This window comes from Streptomyces sp. P3 (assembly GCF_003032475.1).
Classification (GTDB): domain Bacteria; phylum Actinomycetota; class Actinomycetes; order Streptomycetales; family Streptomycetaceae; genus Streptomyces.
Map to the genome: position 1 here is coordinate 4,209,164 of NZ_CP028369.1, position 15,487 is coordinate 4,224,650.

Genomic DNA, 15,487 nt, shown 5'->3' on the forward strand with positions numbered 1-15,487 from the left:
CTGAACCCCGGGTGACGTATCGCCCGGGGTTCAGGCGATAGTGGGGTACGTGACTGCTGCTCCTGACCCCCGTTCCGAGACCGATTCCGCCCGGTCGGGCCGCCGGAGCCTCGCCCTCGCCCTGTTGTGCGGCGCGCTGGGCGCGGCCGTGGCCCTGCTGTCCACCCGACAGCGCTGGTCGGAGGGCACGGCCACGGTGGCCGGCGGCGCCTTCCCGCTGACCGCCAGGGGCAGCGACGTGACGGGCGTGCCCGCGGCGCTCGCCATAGTGGGCCTGGCCGCTCTCGTCGCCGTCTTCGCCGTCCGCCGGACCGGCCGCCTCGCCGTCTCCGCGCTCCTCGCGCTGTCCGGCGCCGGGATCACGGCCACCGCCCTGATCGGCGCGAGCGACGGCTCCGCGCTCGACGAGCAGGCCGCGAAGGCGTCCGGTGACACCTCGGCCACCGTCGCCTCGTTCACCCACACCGCCTGGCCCTACGCGGCGGCCGCGGGCGGCGCCCTGATCCTTGTCGCCGGCCTGCTCGCCCTGCGCTACGGCCGCCGGTGGCCCGCCATGTCGGGCCGCTACGAACGCGACGGCACCCCCCGCCCGCGGCGCGCCGCGAGGCCCGCCGACCCCGACCGGCCCGAGGAGATGTGGAAGGCCCTGGACCGGGGCGAGGACCCGACCGGCGCCGGCCCCGCCTGACAGGCCCTGGCACAGGCCGCCGTCCCGAGCCACCGATGTGGCGCATCAGACGCGACCCGGATCCCACCCCCGCGTCCGCCACGCGTGCGCGTACGGGACAATGGACGACGAGCGTCCGGCTCGGACGGACACAGAGACAGCAATGAGGAGCAAGTCATGGCGGGCAGCAGCCACGGACACACCCCGGCCGCCTGGACCGGTGTCACCATCGCCATCATCGGCTTCACCGTCGCGGGCGCGTTCATGGTGATGGCCGAGCCGCTCGGCTTCTGGGCCGGCATGGCGATCGTGGCGCTGTCCGGATTCGTCGGTCTCGCCATGCGGGCGGCGGGCCTGGGCCGGCCGAAGGCCGCGGTCCAGCCGGTGCACCAGGCCCCGGCCTCCTCCACGGCCACCCGCGAGCCGGCCGGCGCCGAGGGCTGAGGGCCCCGTACCTCCTGAGGGGCGGCCGGCGACCGGCCGCCCCTCACGCCTGCGCGGGCCGCCCCCCACGCGCGCCCGCGGCCGCGCCGGGGCACAATGCGAACCGTGAACGCCGACAGCCGCAGCGTGACGACCACCGCCCTGGGACGCCTGGTCGTGCCCGTCGGCATCCTCGCGGCCGTCGCCGCGGCCTTCGCCTACGTCGGGGCCGTCGACCCCAACGAACCCGGTCACTACCCGGCCTGCCCCCTGCTGCGCTACACGGGCCTGTACTGCCCCGGGTGCGGCGGCCTGCGCAGTGCGCACGCCGTCGTGCACGGAGATCTGCAGACCGCCCTGCACGACAACGCCCCGGCCGTCGTCGCCTATCTGGGCTTCGCCGTCGTGTGGACCGTCTGGGTGGTCCGTGCGGCGCGCGGCCGGCCCGTGCGCCTCGACCCCACCTCCGTGCAGCTGTGGACACTCGGCGCGTTGCTGCTGGTCTTCACGGTTGTCCGGAACCTGCCGTTCGGCGGCTGGCTACACCCTTGATCGACAGGGTGATGTCCAGGTAGTGGGACCGCCGTCAACCGGATGCGAGGCCATCGCCCCGCTCCGGATACCATCGAGTGACCATCTGTTTCTCCCTCGGTCGCGGAAAGCGCCGACCGTCTCTCAGCCGGAAGGGGGCCGCTCGCGTGAGTGTGCTCGACGAGATCATCGACGGAGTCCGTGCCGACCTCGCGGAGCGGCAGGCGCGCGTCAGCCTCGACGAGCTCAAGGAGCTGGCGGCCAAGGCGCCCGCGGCCAAGGACGGCGTCGCGGCGCTCCGGGGCGACGGCGTCAAGGTCATCTGCGAGGTCAAGCGCTCCAGCCCGTCCAAGGGCGCGCTGGCCGCGATCGCCGACCCCGCCGGCCTCGCCGCCGACTACGAGGCGGGCGGCGCGGCGGTCATCTCCGTCCTCACCGAACAGCGCCGGTTCGGCGGCTCGCTCGCCGACCTCGAGGCGGTCCGCGCCCGCGTGGACATCCCCGTCCTGCGCAAGGACTTCATCGTCACCTCGTACCAGCTGTGGGAGGCCCGCGCGTACGGCGCCGACCTCGCGCTGCTCATCGTGGCAGCCCTCGAGCAGTCGGCCCTGGAGTCGCTGATCGAGCGCGCCGTGTCCATCGGCCTCACCCCGCTGGTCGAGGTCCACGACGAGGACGAGGTGGAGCGCGCGGTCGACGCGGGCGCCAAGGTCATCGGCGTCAACGCGCGCAACCTGAAGACCCTCGAGGTCGACCGGGGCACCTTCGAGCGGGTGGCCCCAGAGATCCCGGCGAGCATCGTCAAGATCGCCGAGTCCGGGGTGCGTGGTCCGCACGACCTCATCGCGTACGCCAACGCCGGCGCCGACGCGGTCCTCGTCGGCGAGTCCCTGGTGACCGGCCGCGACCCCAAGACCGCGGTGGCCGACCTGGTGGCGGCGGGCGAGCATCCCGCACTGCGCCACGGCCGGGGCTGACCTCCCGCTAGGCTTGCCCCGATGACTCCGACGAACCCCGCGACCGTCACGGACCGGTACGCCCGCCTTGCGCGCGGCTGCCGCCCCCGTGGCTGCCGCGCGCCCGCACGCCGGGTGCACGGCCGACGCGTGCGGTACGTCATCGGGGACGAACCCGGCCAGGTGAACGGCATGCGATGGCAGCGCCCCGTCAGGGGCGCGGGACTCTTTCGGACGGGCGGCCACGGCCGCGCGGGCGCGACCGGCCACAACGGTCCCGCAGCCGACTGACCACCCCCGCCCCCACGGCGACCGTGTCCCACACACACTCACCGTGAGGTTTCCGCATGCCCAGCGAGTTCTTCATTCCCGACCCCGACGCCCAGGTCCCCACCGCCGAGGGCTACTTCGGCGCGTTCGGCGGCAAGTTCATCCCGGAGGCCCTCGTCGCCGCCGTGGACGAGGTGGCCGTCGAGTACGACAAGGCCAAGCACGACCCCGAGTTCGCCCGTGAGCTCGACGACCTGCTCGTGCACTACACCGGTCGCCCCAGTTCCCTCACCGAGGTGCCGAGGTTCGCCGAACACGCCGGCGGCGCCCGGGTCTTCCTCAAGCGCGAGGACCTCAACCACACCGGCTCCCACAAGATCAACAACGTGCTCGGCCAGGCGCTGCTCACCAAGCGCATGGGCAAGACCCGGGTGATCGCCGAGACCGGCGCGGGCCAGCACGGCGTCGCCACGGCCACCGCCTGCGCCCTCTTCGGGCTCGAGTGCACCATCTACATGGGCGAGATCGACACCCAGCGGCAGGCCCTCAACGTGGCCCGGATGCGCATGCTGGGCGCCGAGGTCGTCGCCGTGAAGTCCGGCAGCCGCACCCTGAAGGACGCCATCAACGAGGCGTTCCGCGACTGGGTCGCCAACGTCGACCGCACCCACTACCTCTTCGGCACGGTGGCGGGACCCCACCCCTTCCCGGCCATGGTCCGCGACTTCCACCGGGTCATCGGCGTCGAGGCCCGCCGCCAGATCCTGGAGCGCGCCGGACGTCTGCCCGACGCGGCCGTCGCCTGCGTCGGCGGAGGCTCCAACGCCATCGGCCTCTTCCACGCCTTCATCCCGGACGCCGGCGTGCGTCTGATCGGCTGCGAGCCGGCCGGCCACGGCATCGACACCGGCGAGCACGCGGCGACCCTGACCGCGGGCGAGCCCGGCATCCTGCACGGATCGCGCTCCTACGTCCTCCAGGACGACGAAGGCCAGATCACCGAGCCGTACTCCATCTCGGCGGGCCTGGACTACCCGGGCATCGGCCCCGAGCACTCCTACCTCAAGGACACCGGCCGCGGCGAGTACCGCGCGGTCACCGACGACGCGGCCATGCAGGCGCTGCGTCTGCTGTCGCGCACCGAGGGCATCATCCCGGCCATCGAGAGCGCCCACGCGCTGGCCGGCGCCCTGGAGGTCGGCCGGGAACTCGGCCCGGACGGGCTGATCGTCGTGAACCTGTCGGGTCGCGGCGACAAGGACATGGACACCGCGGCCCGCTACTTCGGGCTGTACGACACCGACGCCGAGGTCGCCGCCGACGCGGCCGACACCGCGGAGATCGAGGGGGACGCGAAGTGAGCGGGAACATCCAGCTGCTGTCGGACACCCTCGCCGCCGCGAAGGCCGAGGACCGCGCCGCGCTCATCGCCTACCTCCCGGCCGGGTTCCCGACCGTGGACGGCGGCATCGAGGCCGTCAAGGCCGTCCTCGACGGCGGCGCCGACGTGGTCGAGGTCGGACTGCCGCACAGCGACCCCGTGCTCGACGGCCCGGTCATCCAGACCGCCGACGACATCGCCCTGCGCGGCGGGGTGCGTATCGCGGACGTCATGCGCACGGTCCGCGAGGCGTTCGGGGCCACCGGCAAACCGATCCTCGTCATGACGTACTGGAACCCCATCGACCGCTACGGCGTCGAGCGGTTCACCGCCGAACTCGCGGAGGCCGGCGGAGCGGGCTGCATCCTGCCCGACCTGCCGGTGCAGGAGTCGGCCCTGTGGAGGGAGCACGCGGAGAAGCACGGCCTCGCGACCGTCTTCGTGGTCGCGCCCAGCAGCCGGGACGCCCGGCTCGCGCAGATCACCGAGGCGGGCAGCGGCTTCGTCTACGCCGCCTCGCTGATGGGTGTCACCGGTACCCGTGAGTCGGTCGGCGCGCAGGCCCACGACCTGGTGGACCGGACCCGGGCCACCGGCTCGGGCCTGCCGGTCTGCGTCGGCCTCGGCGTCTCGGACGCCCGGCAGGCCGCCGAGGTGGCCGGCTTCGCCGACGGCGTGATCGTCGGCTCGGCCTTCGTCAAGCGGATGCTGGACGCGCCGGACGACGCGGCCGGCGTCGAGGCGGTCCGTGCGCTCGCGGGCGACCTGGCGAAGGGCGTGCGCCGCCAGGCGTGAGGGGAAACACCGGTCACCCGAACGGGTGGACCTGGGGCCGGGGAGGCGCATTGCGCCTCCCCGGTTCGTTCTGGGGGTGTGAGCGAGAAGAATCGTGACGGAAAGCGCACTGCCCGGGAGCGGCTGGCGGCGGAGCGCGAGAAGCAGAAGACGGCCGAGCGGCGGCGGCGCACACTGATCGTCGGTGCGAGCGTCGTCTGCGTGCTGGGGCTGGCCGCGGTGATCGGCGTCGTCGCCGCGAACTCCGGCAAGGACGACAGCAGCGACAAGGCGGGCCCGGTCGTGGCGCCCTCGGGGGCCCAGGGTGAGGACGCCCTCGCGATCCCCGTCGGCGAGGACGGCGCCAAGTCCACGCTCACGGTGTGGGAGGACTTCCGCTGCCCGGCCTGCAAGGCCTTCGAGGCGGCGTACCGGCCCACGATCCACGAGCTGGCGGAGAGCGGGAAGCTGAAGGTCGAGTACCACCTGGCCACCCTCATCGACGGCAACATGGGCGGCAGCGGTGCCCGCAACGCGGCCAACGCGGCGGCCTGCGCCCAGGACGTCGGCAAGTTCTCCGCCTACCACGACGTGCTGTACGAGAACCAGCCGGAAGAGACGAAGGACGAGTACGCCGAGAACAGCAGACTCATCGAACTGGCGGGCAAGGTCGACGGGCTCGACACGCCCGCGTTCCGCACCTGTGTGGAGCAGGGCACGCACAACAGCTGGGTCGTCAAGTCCAACCAGGCCTTCCAGAACGGCCGCTTCGGCGGCACCCCCACCGTGCTGTTCAACGGCAAGAACATCTACCAGGACCGGTCGATGACGCCGCAGAAGCTGAAGAAGATGGTGGAGGAGGCCAACCGGGGGTGAGACCGGGCGACGCCTTTTCACACCAGCCTGTTATGGAGCCGTAGCCGGGCTGCCCGTCGTCGGCCCGGCGCGGCAGGGTAGCGTCGACCCTGCCATGGAACTTGCCTACATTCCCAGCCCGTCGCACGGGGTGCTGTACCTCGGCCCCGTTCCGCTGCGCGGCTACGCGTTCTGCATCATCATCGGCGTCTTCGTCGCGGTCTGGCTCGGCAACAGGCGCTGGGTCGCCCGGGGCGGGCTGGCCGGCACGGTGGCCGACATCTCCGTCTGGGCGGTGCCCTTCGGGCTGGTCGGCGGGCGGCTCTACCACGTGATCACGGACTACGAGCTGTACTTCAGCGAGGGCCGGGACTGGGTGGACGCCTTCAAGGTCTGGGAGGGCGGCCTCGGCATCTGGGGCGCGATCGCGCTCGGCGCGGTGGGCGCGTGGATCGGCTGCCGCCGCCGGGGCATCCCGCTGCCGGCGTACGCCGACGCCATCGCCCCCGGCATCGCCTTCGCGCAGGCCATCGGTCGCTGGGGCAACTGGTTCAACCAGGAGCTGTACGGCAAGGAGACCGACCTTCCCTGGGCCCTGCACATCACGTCCTCGGCGGACGGGCGGGTGCCCGGCTACTACCACCCGACCTTCCTCTACGAGTCGCTGTGGTGCATCGGCGTCGCCCTCCTCGTCATCTGGGCGGACCGCCGCTTCAAGCTGGGCCACGGGCGGGCGTTCGCGGTGTACGTCGCCGGGTACTGCGCGGGTCGCGTGTGGATCGAGAACATGCGGGTCGACGACGCCCACCACATCCTGGGCCTGCGGCTCAACGTATGGACCGCCCTGATCGTGTTCGTGCTCGCGGTGGCCTACATCGTCGTGTCGGCGAAGACGCGGCCGGGCCGGGAAGCGGTCGTCGAACCGGCCGCACAGACCTCCGGCGACACGGCCGGGGACGCCTCCGCCGACGGCGAGGAGAAGTCGTCGTCCGAGTCGTCCTCGTCCGAGGCGGCGACGGATTCCGCGGACGCGAAGGCCGGGGCCGGCGACGGCGCCGGGAAGACCGGGGACGCGTCCGGGGGCGGGACCGAGGTCGCCGCCGAGGCGGACGACGAGGCCGCGGACAGGACCAAGACCAAGGCTGAGACCAAGGCTGAGACCAAGGTCGAGGCCAGGGACGAGGCGGAGTCGGCGGGCAAGAAGAGCTGACGGCCGTCGCTGCGGCGACGCGTACGACGACGAGGGCGCCCGGTGAACCCGGGCGCCCTCTTCGTCTGCCGTGGGTCGCGGCCTGGCGGCCGGTCAGCCCCGGCCGGCCAGGGCCAGCGTGCGTTGTGCGGCCGCCACCACCGCGGCGTCGACGAACCGTCCGTCCGGGAGGGCCTGGGCGCCCCGCTCGGTGCTGGCCGCCTTCACGATCGTCTCGGCGTCCTCCAGTTCCTGCTGGGTCGGCAGGTAGGCCTGTTCGATGATCGGGAGCTGCCGGGGGTGGATGGCGGCGCGCCCCAGGAAGCCGAGGGTGCGGCCGTGGGCGCAGCTGGTGGCCAGGCCGTCCAGGTCGCGGATGTCGGGGTGGACCGACTGGGGCGGGGGCGCCAGTCCGGCGGCCCGGGCGGCGACGACGACCCGGGAGCGCGACCAGTCGAGGCCCGCGTCGTGGCGGACGCCCAGATCGGCTCGCAGGTCCGCCTCGCCGAGGGCGATGCCGCGCAGGGAGGGGTGGGCGCGGGCGATGGCGTAGGCGTGTTCGACGCCGAGGGCGGTCTCCAGCAGGGCGTGCAGGGGCGTGGCACCGCGGTCGCTCCCGGGCACGCTCTCGGCGACCCGGGTGATCTGGTGGGGGGCGGTCACCTTCGGCAGCCGCAGACCGCGGACGCCGGGGAGGGCGGCCACCGTGCGCAGGTCGGCCGCGGCATAGGGGGTGTCCAGGGAGTTCACCCGGACGTGGACCGGTACCGGCTGGGGCTCCGAAAGGCGTTCGGCGGTGGCCGCGCGGGCGTACTCCTTGCGGTCGGGGGCGACCGCGTCCTCGAGGTCGACGATGACGACGTCGGCGCCGCAGGCGAGGGCCTTGGTGACGGTCTGAGGGCGGTCACCGGGAACGTAGAGCCAGGTCAGCGGGGGTTTCTTCACAGGGCGCCCGCCTCGCGCAGGGTGCTCAGCTCGTCCGCGGTGAGGCCGAGTTCGGTCAGGACGGCGTCCGTGTCGGCGCCGTGCGGGCGGCCGGCCCAGCGGATCGCGCCGGGGGTGGCGGAGAGCCGGAAGAGGACGTTCTGCATACGGATGGGGCCCAGCTCGGGGTCGTCCACCGAGGTGACGGTGTCCAGGGCCTGGTACTGGGGATCGGTGAGCACGTCCCGGACGTCCTGGACCGGGGCGATCGCCGCCTCCGCCTTCTCGAAGGCGGCGAGGACGTCGGTGCGGGTGTGCCGGGCGATCCAGGAGCCGACCGCCTCGTCGAGGACGTCGGAGTGGGCGGCCCGCTCGGCGCCGGTGGCGAACCAGGGCTCGTCGATCAGTTCCGGGCGTCCGACCAGCCGCATCACCCGCTCCGCGACCGACTGCGCCGACGTCGAGACGGCGACCCAGTCCCCGTCGGCCGTGCGGTAGGTGTTGCGGGGGGCGTTGTTGGCGGACCGGTTGCCGGTGCGCGCCTGGACGTACCCCAGCTGGTCGTACCAGAGGGGCTGGGGGCCGAGGACGGTGAGGATGGGCTCGATGATCGCCATGTCGACGACCTGGCCCTCACCGGTGCGCTCGCGCGCGGCGAGGGCGGTCATGACGGCGTACGCGGTGGCCAGGCCGGCGATCGAGTCGGCCAGCCCGAAGGGCGGGAGGGTGGGCGGGGCCTCCGGTTCGCCGGTGATCGCCGCGAAGCCGCTCATCGCCTCCGCGAGGGTGCCGAAGCCGGGGCGGTGCGCGTAGGGGCCGAACTGGCCGAAGGCGGTGACCCGGGCGAGGACCAGGCGGGGGTTGGCCGCCGACAGCTCCTCCCAGCCGAGGTCCCACTTCTCCAGGGTGCCGGGGCGGAAGTTCTCGACGATCACGTCGGCCGTCGAGGCGAGCCGCAGCAGGGTGTCGCGGCCGCCGGGTGTGGACAGGTTCAGGGTGATCGTGCGCTTGTTGCGGCCGAGGAGCTTCCACCACAGGCCCACGCCGTCCTTGGACGGGCCGTGCCCCCGGGAGGGGTCGGGCCGGTCGGGGTGCTCGACCTTGACGACGTCCGCGCCGAAGTCGCCGAGCAGGGTGGCGGCGAGAGGTCCGGCGAACAGGGTGGCCAGGTCGAGGACCCGGACGCCGTGCAGGGGAGCGGTCCGCCCGGCCGCCGGAGGCGCGGTCGTGACGCGGTCGCCTTCGGTGGTGACGTGTTCAGCCGTGACGTATGCGGTCGCGATGTGCGAGGTCGTGCGGGGTTCGCTCATGAGGCGTACTGCGTCTCGATCTCGGAGCGGCAGGGCATCGACGCGGAGGCGCCGGGGCGCTGGACCGAGAGCGCGGCCGCGGCCGCCGCCCAGGCCAGTGCCTCCCGTACGGGCCGTTCCTCGCCGAGCGCCACGGCGAGGGCGCCGACGAAGGTGTCGCCCGCGCCGGTGGAGTCCACGGCGGTGACGCGCGGGGCGGGCACGACGAAGGGGTCGGAGCCCCGGGCCGCGTAGAGGCTGCCGGCCGCGCCGAGCGTGATGACGACCTCGGGGACGCTGTCCAGCAGGACGGCGGCCGCCTCGTGCGGGTCGGTGCGGCCGGTGAGCGCGGCGGCCTCGTGCTCGTTGGGCACCAACAGGTCGGTGGCGTCGAGGAGTTCCGGCGGCAGCGGCCGGGCCGGGGCGGGGGTGAGGATCGTGCGCACGCCGTGCGCCCGGGCCGCCCGCGCGCCCGCGACGACCGCGGCCAGGGGCACTTCGAGTTGCAGCAGCAGCGCGTCCGCGGAGGCGATGAGGCCTTCGTCGCCGGGGGCCAGGTGGTCGACGGTGCCGTTGGCGCCGGGTACCACGACGATCGCGTTGCCGCCGTCGTCGTCCACCACGATGTGCGCGGTTCCGGAGGGGACCTCGACGGTGCGCAGGTGGTCGGTGTCGACGCCCGTGTGCTCGAGTGTGGAGCGCAGCCGGGCGCCGAAGGAGTCGTTGCCGACCGCCCCGATCATCGAGACGGCGCCGCCGGCGCGGGCGGCGGCGGTCGCCTGGTTGGCGCCCTTGCCGCCGGGGATCGTGCGGAACTCCCGCCCTGTCACGGTCTCCCCGCGCTGCGGGGGTTTCTCGACGTAGGCGACGAGGTCCATGTTCGTGCTGCCGAGCACGACGATGTCGGTCATGGGCGGGATGCCTCCCGAGGGACGAGGGACCGGGTGAGGTGGGCGAGGGCGTCGAAGCCGACGCCGTCGAAGTCGGCGACGGAGGTGGCCAGCCGGTTCTTCAGCGGGGCCGTCCAGCGGTCGGGGAGGGCGGCCGGGCCGCCGGTGAGCAGCGCGGCGACGCCGCCCGCGGTCGCACCGGCCGAGTCGGTGTCCCAGCCTCCGGACACGGCACGGCAGATGGACCCGGTGAAGTCGCCGTCCGCATGGGTGAGGGCGGCGGCGATCAGGGCCGTGTTGGGGACGGCGTGCACCCAGTGGGCGCTCCGGTGGGCGACGTGCAGCTCGTCGACGACGGTGTCGAAGTCGGCGTGCTCCCCGGCGAGCCGGATCGCGTGGGTGACGGCGACGGCGAGCCGGGAGCGGGGCGGGACGACCGACAGGCCGGTGTGCAGACAGGCGTGCACGTCGAGGCCGCCGGTCGCGGCCGCGGCGACGACGGCGGCCGTGAACATCGCCGCGTAGACGCCGTTCCCGGTGTGGGTGAGAACGGCGTCGCGGTGCGCCTCTTCGGCCGCGGCGGCCGGGTCGCCGGGGTTGGTCCAGCCGTGCACGTCGGCGCGGATCAGGGCGCCGATCCACTCCCGGAAGGGGTTGCGGTGGCGGGCGGTGTGCGGGGGTTCGACGCCGCAGAGGAGGTTGCGGTAGGCGACGCGTTCGGCGGTGAAGGTGCGGCCCGCGGGGAGTTCGTCGAGCCAGAGCCGGGCCACGTCGGCGGTGGTGAAGCCCCTGCCGTGGCGTTGCAGCAGCAGGAGGTTGAGGAGGGGGTAGTTGAGGTCGTCGTCCTCGGGCATGCCGTCGATGTTCTCGGCGAGGGAGGTGGGCGCCGAGCGGCGGTTCCAGGGGTGCTCCTCGAGGAGGGGGCCGGGAACGCCCCGGGCGGTGAAGTAGCCGTTCAGGGGCCAGTTGCCGGCGGCCCGCGCGAGGCGGCGAAGAGCGTCCAGGGGGAGCTTCTCCACCGGTTTGCCCAGGAGGCAGCCGGCGGCCCGGCCCAGCCAGGCCGCTTCCAGGCGGGCCTGCGAGGGCACCGGGGGTCTCGTGCCGCCCGGTCGCCCCGGCCACCGAGGACAGAGCGTTCTGATCCTCTCCAGCTCGGTCGGCTCGTCCTCGGCCAGTCTGCTGGGCAGGTCCGCCAGCTCGTCCAGCAGGTCGTCCGCGAGGAGCCGCAGATAGCCCGAGGCCCGCTGCCCGGACGCGCCGGCCCGGGGCGGCGCCTCGCAGCCTCCGGCGGCCCGCCAGCGGGCGGCGACGGCCCACGGCTCCCGGCCGTCCTCGGCCGCCTGGCGCAGTTCGTGGCCGAGCAGGTCCTCCGGCTGGACCCAGGTCAGTCGGAGCATCCGGAGCCTCCGGGGGTGCCTGCGAGGGCGTGGAACGCCCGCTCGTGGTCGCGGCGGCGCTCGACGTCGCGGTGGAAGACCTCGCGGGCCACCTCGGTGAGCGTCGCCGCCGGCTGCCACAGGTCGAGGCGGCTGGCCTCGGCGACCTGCTTGGACCAGTCCTCGGGAACCGGTGAGCCCAGGGCGCCGGCCACCGCGCCCGCCATCGTGGCGATCGAGTCGCAGTCGCGGCCGTAGTTCACGGAGCCGAGGACCGCCCGGCGGTAGTCGCCGCCCGCCGCCACCACCATGCCCAGGGCGACCGGGAGTTCCTCGATCGCGTGCAGGCGGGAGGGGCGGCGGGCGCCGAGGGAGGGCCGCCGGTAGTCGGGTCCCACGGTGTCGTAGGGCGCCACCGCCTCCCTGAGCGGGACGAGCGCGGACTCGACGTCGCCGTGCCGGGCGGCCTCCTCGCAGACCCTCTCGATCGCCGCGCGCGTGCCGTCCTTCGCCAGCGTCAGACAGGCCGTCACCACCGACTCCGCGGTCGCGCCCGGCGTGCACGCGGCCGCCACCGCCGCGGCGAGGACGCCCGCCGCCTCCCGGCCGTAGGACGACTGGTGGGCGCCCGCGACGTCCAGCGCCTCGGCGTACGCTCCCGCCGGGTCGGCCGCGTTGACCAGGCCCACCGGGGCCATGTACATCGCAGCGCCGCAGTTGACGATGTTGCCCACACCGGCCTCCCGCGGGTCCACGTGGCCGTAGTGGAGCCGGGCGACCAGCCACTTCTCCGCCAGGAAGACCCGGTGCAGGGGGAGCGCCTCGGCCTCCAGTTCCGGGATCCAGCGGGGCGTCGTCATCAGGTCCGGGACGAGGTGCTCGGCGACCGCGTAGGCGTCCAGGTGGTCGCGGACCGTGGCGTAGACCCTGATCAGCGCATGGGTCATCAAGGTGTCGTCCGTGACGTGGCCGTCGCCCTTGTGGTACGGGGCGATGGGGCGGGCGGTGCGCCAGTCGTCGCCGTTCCAGGGTCCGACGACGCCGTGCACGCGGCCGCCGTGGCGTTCGAGGATCTGTTCCGGGGTGTAGCCCTCGACGGGGCCGCCGAGGGCGTCGCCCACGGCCGCGCCGACCAGGGCACCGGTGATGCGTTCCTCCAGGGTTGCCCCGTTGCTTTCTTCTGCTTTGGGCGTCATGCCCCGAATCATCCTCCCGGTGGGGCCGGTTGTGCGGCTTCCAGGAGTCCGGCGAGTTCCAGCAGGTCGGTGCCGGTGAGCCGGGGGAGCGCGCAGCCGGAGAGGACGCGGCAGCTGTCGCGCCACGCCCCGGGGATCGCGGCGGCCCCGCCCAGCGCCCCGGTGAGCGCGCCGGCCAGGGCCGGGGCCGAGTCCGCGACCCGGGAGAGGCAGGCCGCGGCCGGCACCGCCTCGCCGATGCGGCCGCCGGACGCCGTCGCCAGGGCCAGCGCCACCGGCACGGTCTCCGCCGCCGCGATGCCGTAGCTGTAGACGTGGTCGACGATCTGGTGCTCCAGCAGCGGGATGAGCGCGAACGCGCTCGGTGCGCCGCGGGCCAGGTCCAGCGCGTGCCGGGCGTTGCGGCCGATCTCCGTGTGCGCGGGCAACTCGCCGAGCGCCGCGCTCGCGCAGGCCCCGACATCGGCTCCGGCCAGGGCCAGCGCGAGCGCCGCGGCCATCGCCCGGGCGCCGTGCACGCCGTCGCCGTCCTGGGTGTAGCGGGCGTCGAACTCGGCGAGGTCGGCGGCGGCCGCGGGGTCGCCGGCGTGTGCCACGGCGAGGACGCAGGCGCGTACGCAGGCCGCGTCGTCGAAGTAGTGCGGGTTGTCGTGCCCGGTGGCGGGGGGCCGCAGACCGGCGGCGAGATTGCCCAGTCCGGCGCGGACCGAGATACGGGCGCGCAGGGGCAGGACGGCGGACTCGACCTCCGGCGCGCGGTCGGCCGCCGCCGCGACCTCACTGGCGATCGCGTTCCAGGTGAGGTCGATGGCGGCACGCATCCGGCGCCCCCGGCCGAGGTCGCCCAGGGCGGTGTCGTCGCCGGCCCGCAGCACCGCCTCGGCGGCGAACGCCGCCCACTCGGCGTCGTCGGAGGGGCCGAGCCGGAGGGGCTCGGGCGGCTGGTTCAGGGCGATGGGGACGGGCAGGGTGGTCGTCGCGTTGTGTTCGGCGAAGGTGTCGAGCTCGCGGGTCAGACGGCGGGTCCAGTCCGGCATCCGGGCGGCGCGATGGCGGGCGGCGGGCCACCCGGCGGCGTCGCCCGCCGCCAGACCCAGCAGCAGGCCTTCGATGCGCCGCGCGTGCCGCGGGCGGGCGGGCACCGCCGCTTCGGCTTCGCCCGCGGGCTCGCCGGTCAGGACCGCAGCTCCGCTGCGGTCGCGTCCTGCCGCTCCGGAGCGGCTCTCGCGGTCGGGTGCGGACGGCCGGCGCGGCCGGTCGGGTGCGGACGGCTTCCGCGGCGCGGCCTCGCCGTCGGCGGGCGCGGGCGCGCATGGCGCCGCCGTGTCCGCGGTGGCGGCTGCGATCGGTGTGGCCGCTGCGGCCGTGGCTGCTGCGGGCGCCGTCGTCTCTTCCCAGGGCGCGGGCGAGGGCGCGGGCGGTGTCATGAGCACGCCGCCGCATGGTCATTCGCCGCTGCCGTCAGGGTGAAGGCCGTCGGGTCCGGCCGGGAAGACCCCGGGCCCATCAGGATCGGCACGAGGTCAGCCACGACCACGCCTTCGCCCCATTTCCCGCCCTCGCCCGGCACCAGCAGCTCGGCGACGTCCAGCACGTGATGGCCCGCCATCGAGGGCAGGCAGGTGCCCCGTGCCGGACCGATGGCCGCCGCCCAGTCCGGCGGGATCGCCGAGACCCCACGGGTGGCGCCGGCCAGGGCGCCCGCCACCGCCGCCGTGGTGTCCGCATCGCGGCCCATGTTCACCGCCGTGAGGACCGCCTCGCGGAAGTCGCCGTCGGCGGCCGCGTAGGCGCCGAACGCGAGGGCGACGGCCTCCGGGGCCAGATCGGTCCACGGGTAGCCGCCGACGACGACGGCCGAGCGCACGGCCCGTTCGCCCCGGTGGGCCACCGCCGCCGCCCGGCGCAGCGAACGCGCCGTCCAGGAGTCCTCGGGGACCACCGCGAGAGCCGAGGCGATCACCGCGATCGGCGACGCCCCGGCCATCGCCGCGGCCACGCCCGCCGCGACCGCCTGCCCGCCGTAGATGCCCTCGCCGTCGTGGCTCACCGCGCCGTCGATCGCGACCAGCCTGGCGGCCTCCGCCGGGCGGCCCGCGGCGAAGACGCCGAAGGGGGCCGCGCGCATCGCCAGGCCGTCGCTCCAGGCGTGCCGGTGCTGCGCCGAGATGGGTGCCGCGAGGCCGCGACGGAGGTTCTCCAGCGTGCCGCGCTCGCTGAAGCCCGCACCGCGGAAGGGGCCTTCGTCCCGGTCGGCGATCCACTGGTGCCAGGCCGACTCGACGTGGGGCGGGGTGAGCGCGGAGCCGTGCCGGGCGAGCAGCAGGCCGGAGAAGATCGCGTACTCGGTGTCGTCCGTGCCGGCCGGCCGGTCGGCGACGTAGCCGGTGATGCGGCCCCAGCGGGCGCGGATCTCGGAGGGTTTCATGTTCTCGGCGGGGGCGCCGAGGGCGTCTCCGACGGCGAGGCCGAGCAGGGCGCCGCGGGCTCTTTCACGGATCGTTGCCATGGGCGGCCTCTCCACCGTGGCTCCGCTCGGGCGCGGAACCGTCTGCGGATGTGTCCCACCATCGGCGGTTGACCCGAGCCTCGACGCCCTGCATGTCACCCGGTCGACATCTGTGCGGATGGTCGATCGAATGAGCGATCGAAGGTAAAAGCGCAGGTTAGCCGAGCCTTTCCTTGGTGGCGAAGCGGAATGGGGAGGCGTATCTTCGCGTTGGAAGAACTTAGAATCAGTCTAAAGTTAGCTTTGGCTCAGCTTAC

Annotated in this window: 16 protein-coding genes; 9 read left to right on the forward strand and 7 right to left on the reverse strand. The window is 74.3% G+C overall.

The features are described from left to right. Window positions 1-40 precede the first annotated feature (40 nt). From C6376_RS18875 to lgt, 9 genes are all read left to right on the forward strand, one after another. The gene (locus C6376_RS18875) at window positions 41-688 is read left to right on the forward strand and encodes a TIGR02234 family membrane protein (RefSeq protein WP_107444499.1); all 648 of its coding nucleotides are present in this window, start codon (window positions 41-43) and stop codon (window positions 686-688) included. Between the two features lie 156 nt (window positions 689-844). Further along, window positions 845-1,111, forward strand: a complete 267-nt coding sequence (locus C6376_RS18880) for an HGxxPAAW family protein (protein ID WP_107444500.1) — start codon at window positions 845-847, stop codon at window positions 1,109-1,111. 96 nt (window positions 1,112-1,207) lie between these two features. Next, window positions 1,208-1,642, forward strand: coding sequence for a DUF2752 domain-containing protein (locus C6376_RS18885; RefSeq protein WP_107444501.1), 435 nt, complete (start codon window positions 1,208-1,210; stop codon window positions 1,640-1,642). 146 nt (window positions 1,643-1,788) lie between these two features. Beyond that, window positions 1,789-2,598, forward strand: coding sequence for an indole-3-glycerol phosphate synthase TrpC (gene trpC, locus C6376_RS18890; protein ID WP_057580152.1), 810 nt, complete (start codon window positions 1,789-1,791; stop codon window positions 2,596-2,598). 21 nt (window positions 2,599-2,619) lie between these two features. Further along, window positions 2,620-2,868 (forward strand): tryptophan biosynthesis modulator TrpM, encoded by a 249-nt coding sequence (gene trpM / locus C6376_RS18895; protein WP_107444502.1) that lies wholly within the window; start codon window positions 2,620-2,622, stop codon window positions 2,866-2,868. A gap of 56 nt (window positions 2,869-2,924) precedes the next feature. Further along, entirely contained in the window at window positions 2,925-4,208 is a 1,284-nt protein-coding gene (gene trpB / locus C6376_RS18900; protein WP_107444503.1) for a tryptophan synthase subunit beta, read from the forward strand. Continuing rightward, complete coding sequence (gene trpA / locus C6376_RS18905) at window positions 4,205-5,023, forward strand: tryptophan synthase subunit alpha (protein WP_107444504.1); 819 nt, start codon at window positions 4,205-4,207, stop codon at window positions 5,021-5,023. Before trpB ends, trpA begins: the two co-directional genes overlap by 4 nt. 78 nt (window positions 5,024-5,101) lie before the next feature. Then, window positions 5,102-5,878, forward strand: a complete 777-nt coding sequence (locus C6376_RS18910) for a thioredoxin domain-containing protein (protein WP_107444505.1) — start codon at window positions 5,102-5,104, stop codon at window positions 5,876-5,878. Between the two features lie 94 nt (window positions 5,879-5,972). Next, window positions 5,973-7,067 carry a prolipoprotein diacylglyceryl transferase gene (lgt, locus tag C6376_RS18915; RefSeq protein ID WP_107444506.1) on the forward strand — a complete coding sequence of 365 codons (1,095 nt, stop codon included), beginning with the start codon at window positions 5,973-5,975 and terminating at the stop codon, window positions 7,065-7,067. Window positions 7,068-7,160: 93 nt separating this feature from the next. Here lgt and C6376_RS18920 read toward each other — a convergent pair whose 3' ends face one another. Genes C6376_RS18920 through C6376_RS18950 form a run of 7 tightly spaced genes read right to left on the reverse strand, consistent with a single transcriptional unit; the run spans window position 7,161 to window position 15,230 of the window. Continuing rightward, window positions 7,161-7,991 carry a CoA ester lyase gene (locus C6376_RS18920; protein ID WP_107444507.1) on the reverse strand — a complete coding sequence of 277 codons (831 nt, stop codon included), beginning with the start codon at window positions 7,989-7,991 and terminating at the stop codon, window positions 7,161-7,163. Then, window positions 7,988-9,280, reverse strand: a complete 1,293-nt coding sequence (locus C6376_RS18925) for a CaiB/BaiF CoA-transferase family protein (protein ID WP_107444508.1) — start codon at window positions 9,278-9,280, stop codon at window positions 7,988-7,990. The genes C6376_RS18920 and C6376_RS18925 overlap by 4 nt, the downstream gene beginning before the upstream one ends. Further along, window positions 9,277-10,170, reverse strand: a complete 894-nt coding sequence (gene rbsK / locus C6376_RS18930; protein WP_107444509.1) for a ribokinase — start codon at window positions 10,168-10,170, stop codon at window positions 9,277-9,279. Before rbsK ends, C6376_RS18925 begins: the two co-directional genes overlap by 4 nt. After that, entirely contained in the window at window positions 10,167-11,546 is a 1,380-nt protein-coding gene (locus tag C6376_RS18935; RefSeq protein WP_107444510.1) for an ADP-ribosylglycohydrolase family protein, read from the reverse strand. Before C6376_RS18935 ends, rbsK begins: the two co-directional genes overlap by 4 nt. Further along, window positions 11,534-12,721 carry an ADP-ribosylglycohydrolase family protein gene (locus tag C6376_RS18940; RefSeq protein ID WP_107444511.1) on the reverse strand — a complete coding sequence of 396 codons (1,188 nt, stop codon included), beginning with the start codon at window positions 12,719-12,721 and terminating at the stop codon, window positions 11,534-11,536. The genes C6376_RS18935 and C6376_RS18940 overlap by 13 nt, the downstream gene beginning before the upstream one ends. Window positions 12,722-12,729: 8 nt before the next feature. Beyond that, complete coding sequence (locus C6376_RS18945) at window positions 12,730-14,148, reverse strand: ADP-ribosylglycohydrolase family protein (protein ID WP_173985901.1); 1,419 nt, start codon at window positions 14,146-14,148, stop codon at window positions 12,730-12,732. Then, window positions 14,145-15,230, reverse strand: coding sequence for an ADP-ribosylglycohydrolase family protein (locus C6376_RS18950; protein WP_107444512.1), 1,086 nt, complete (start codon window positions 15,228-15,230; stop codon window positions 14,145-14,147). Before C6376_RS18950 ends, C6376_RS18945 begins: the two co-directional genes overlap by 4 nt. Window positions 15,231-15,487 lie beyond the last annotated feature (257 nt).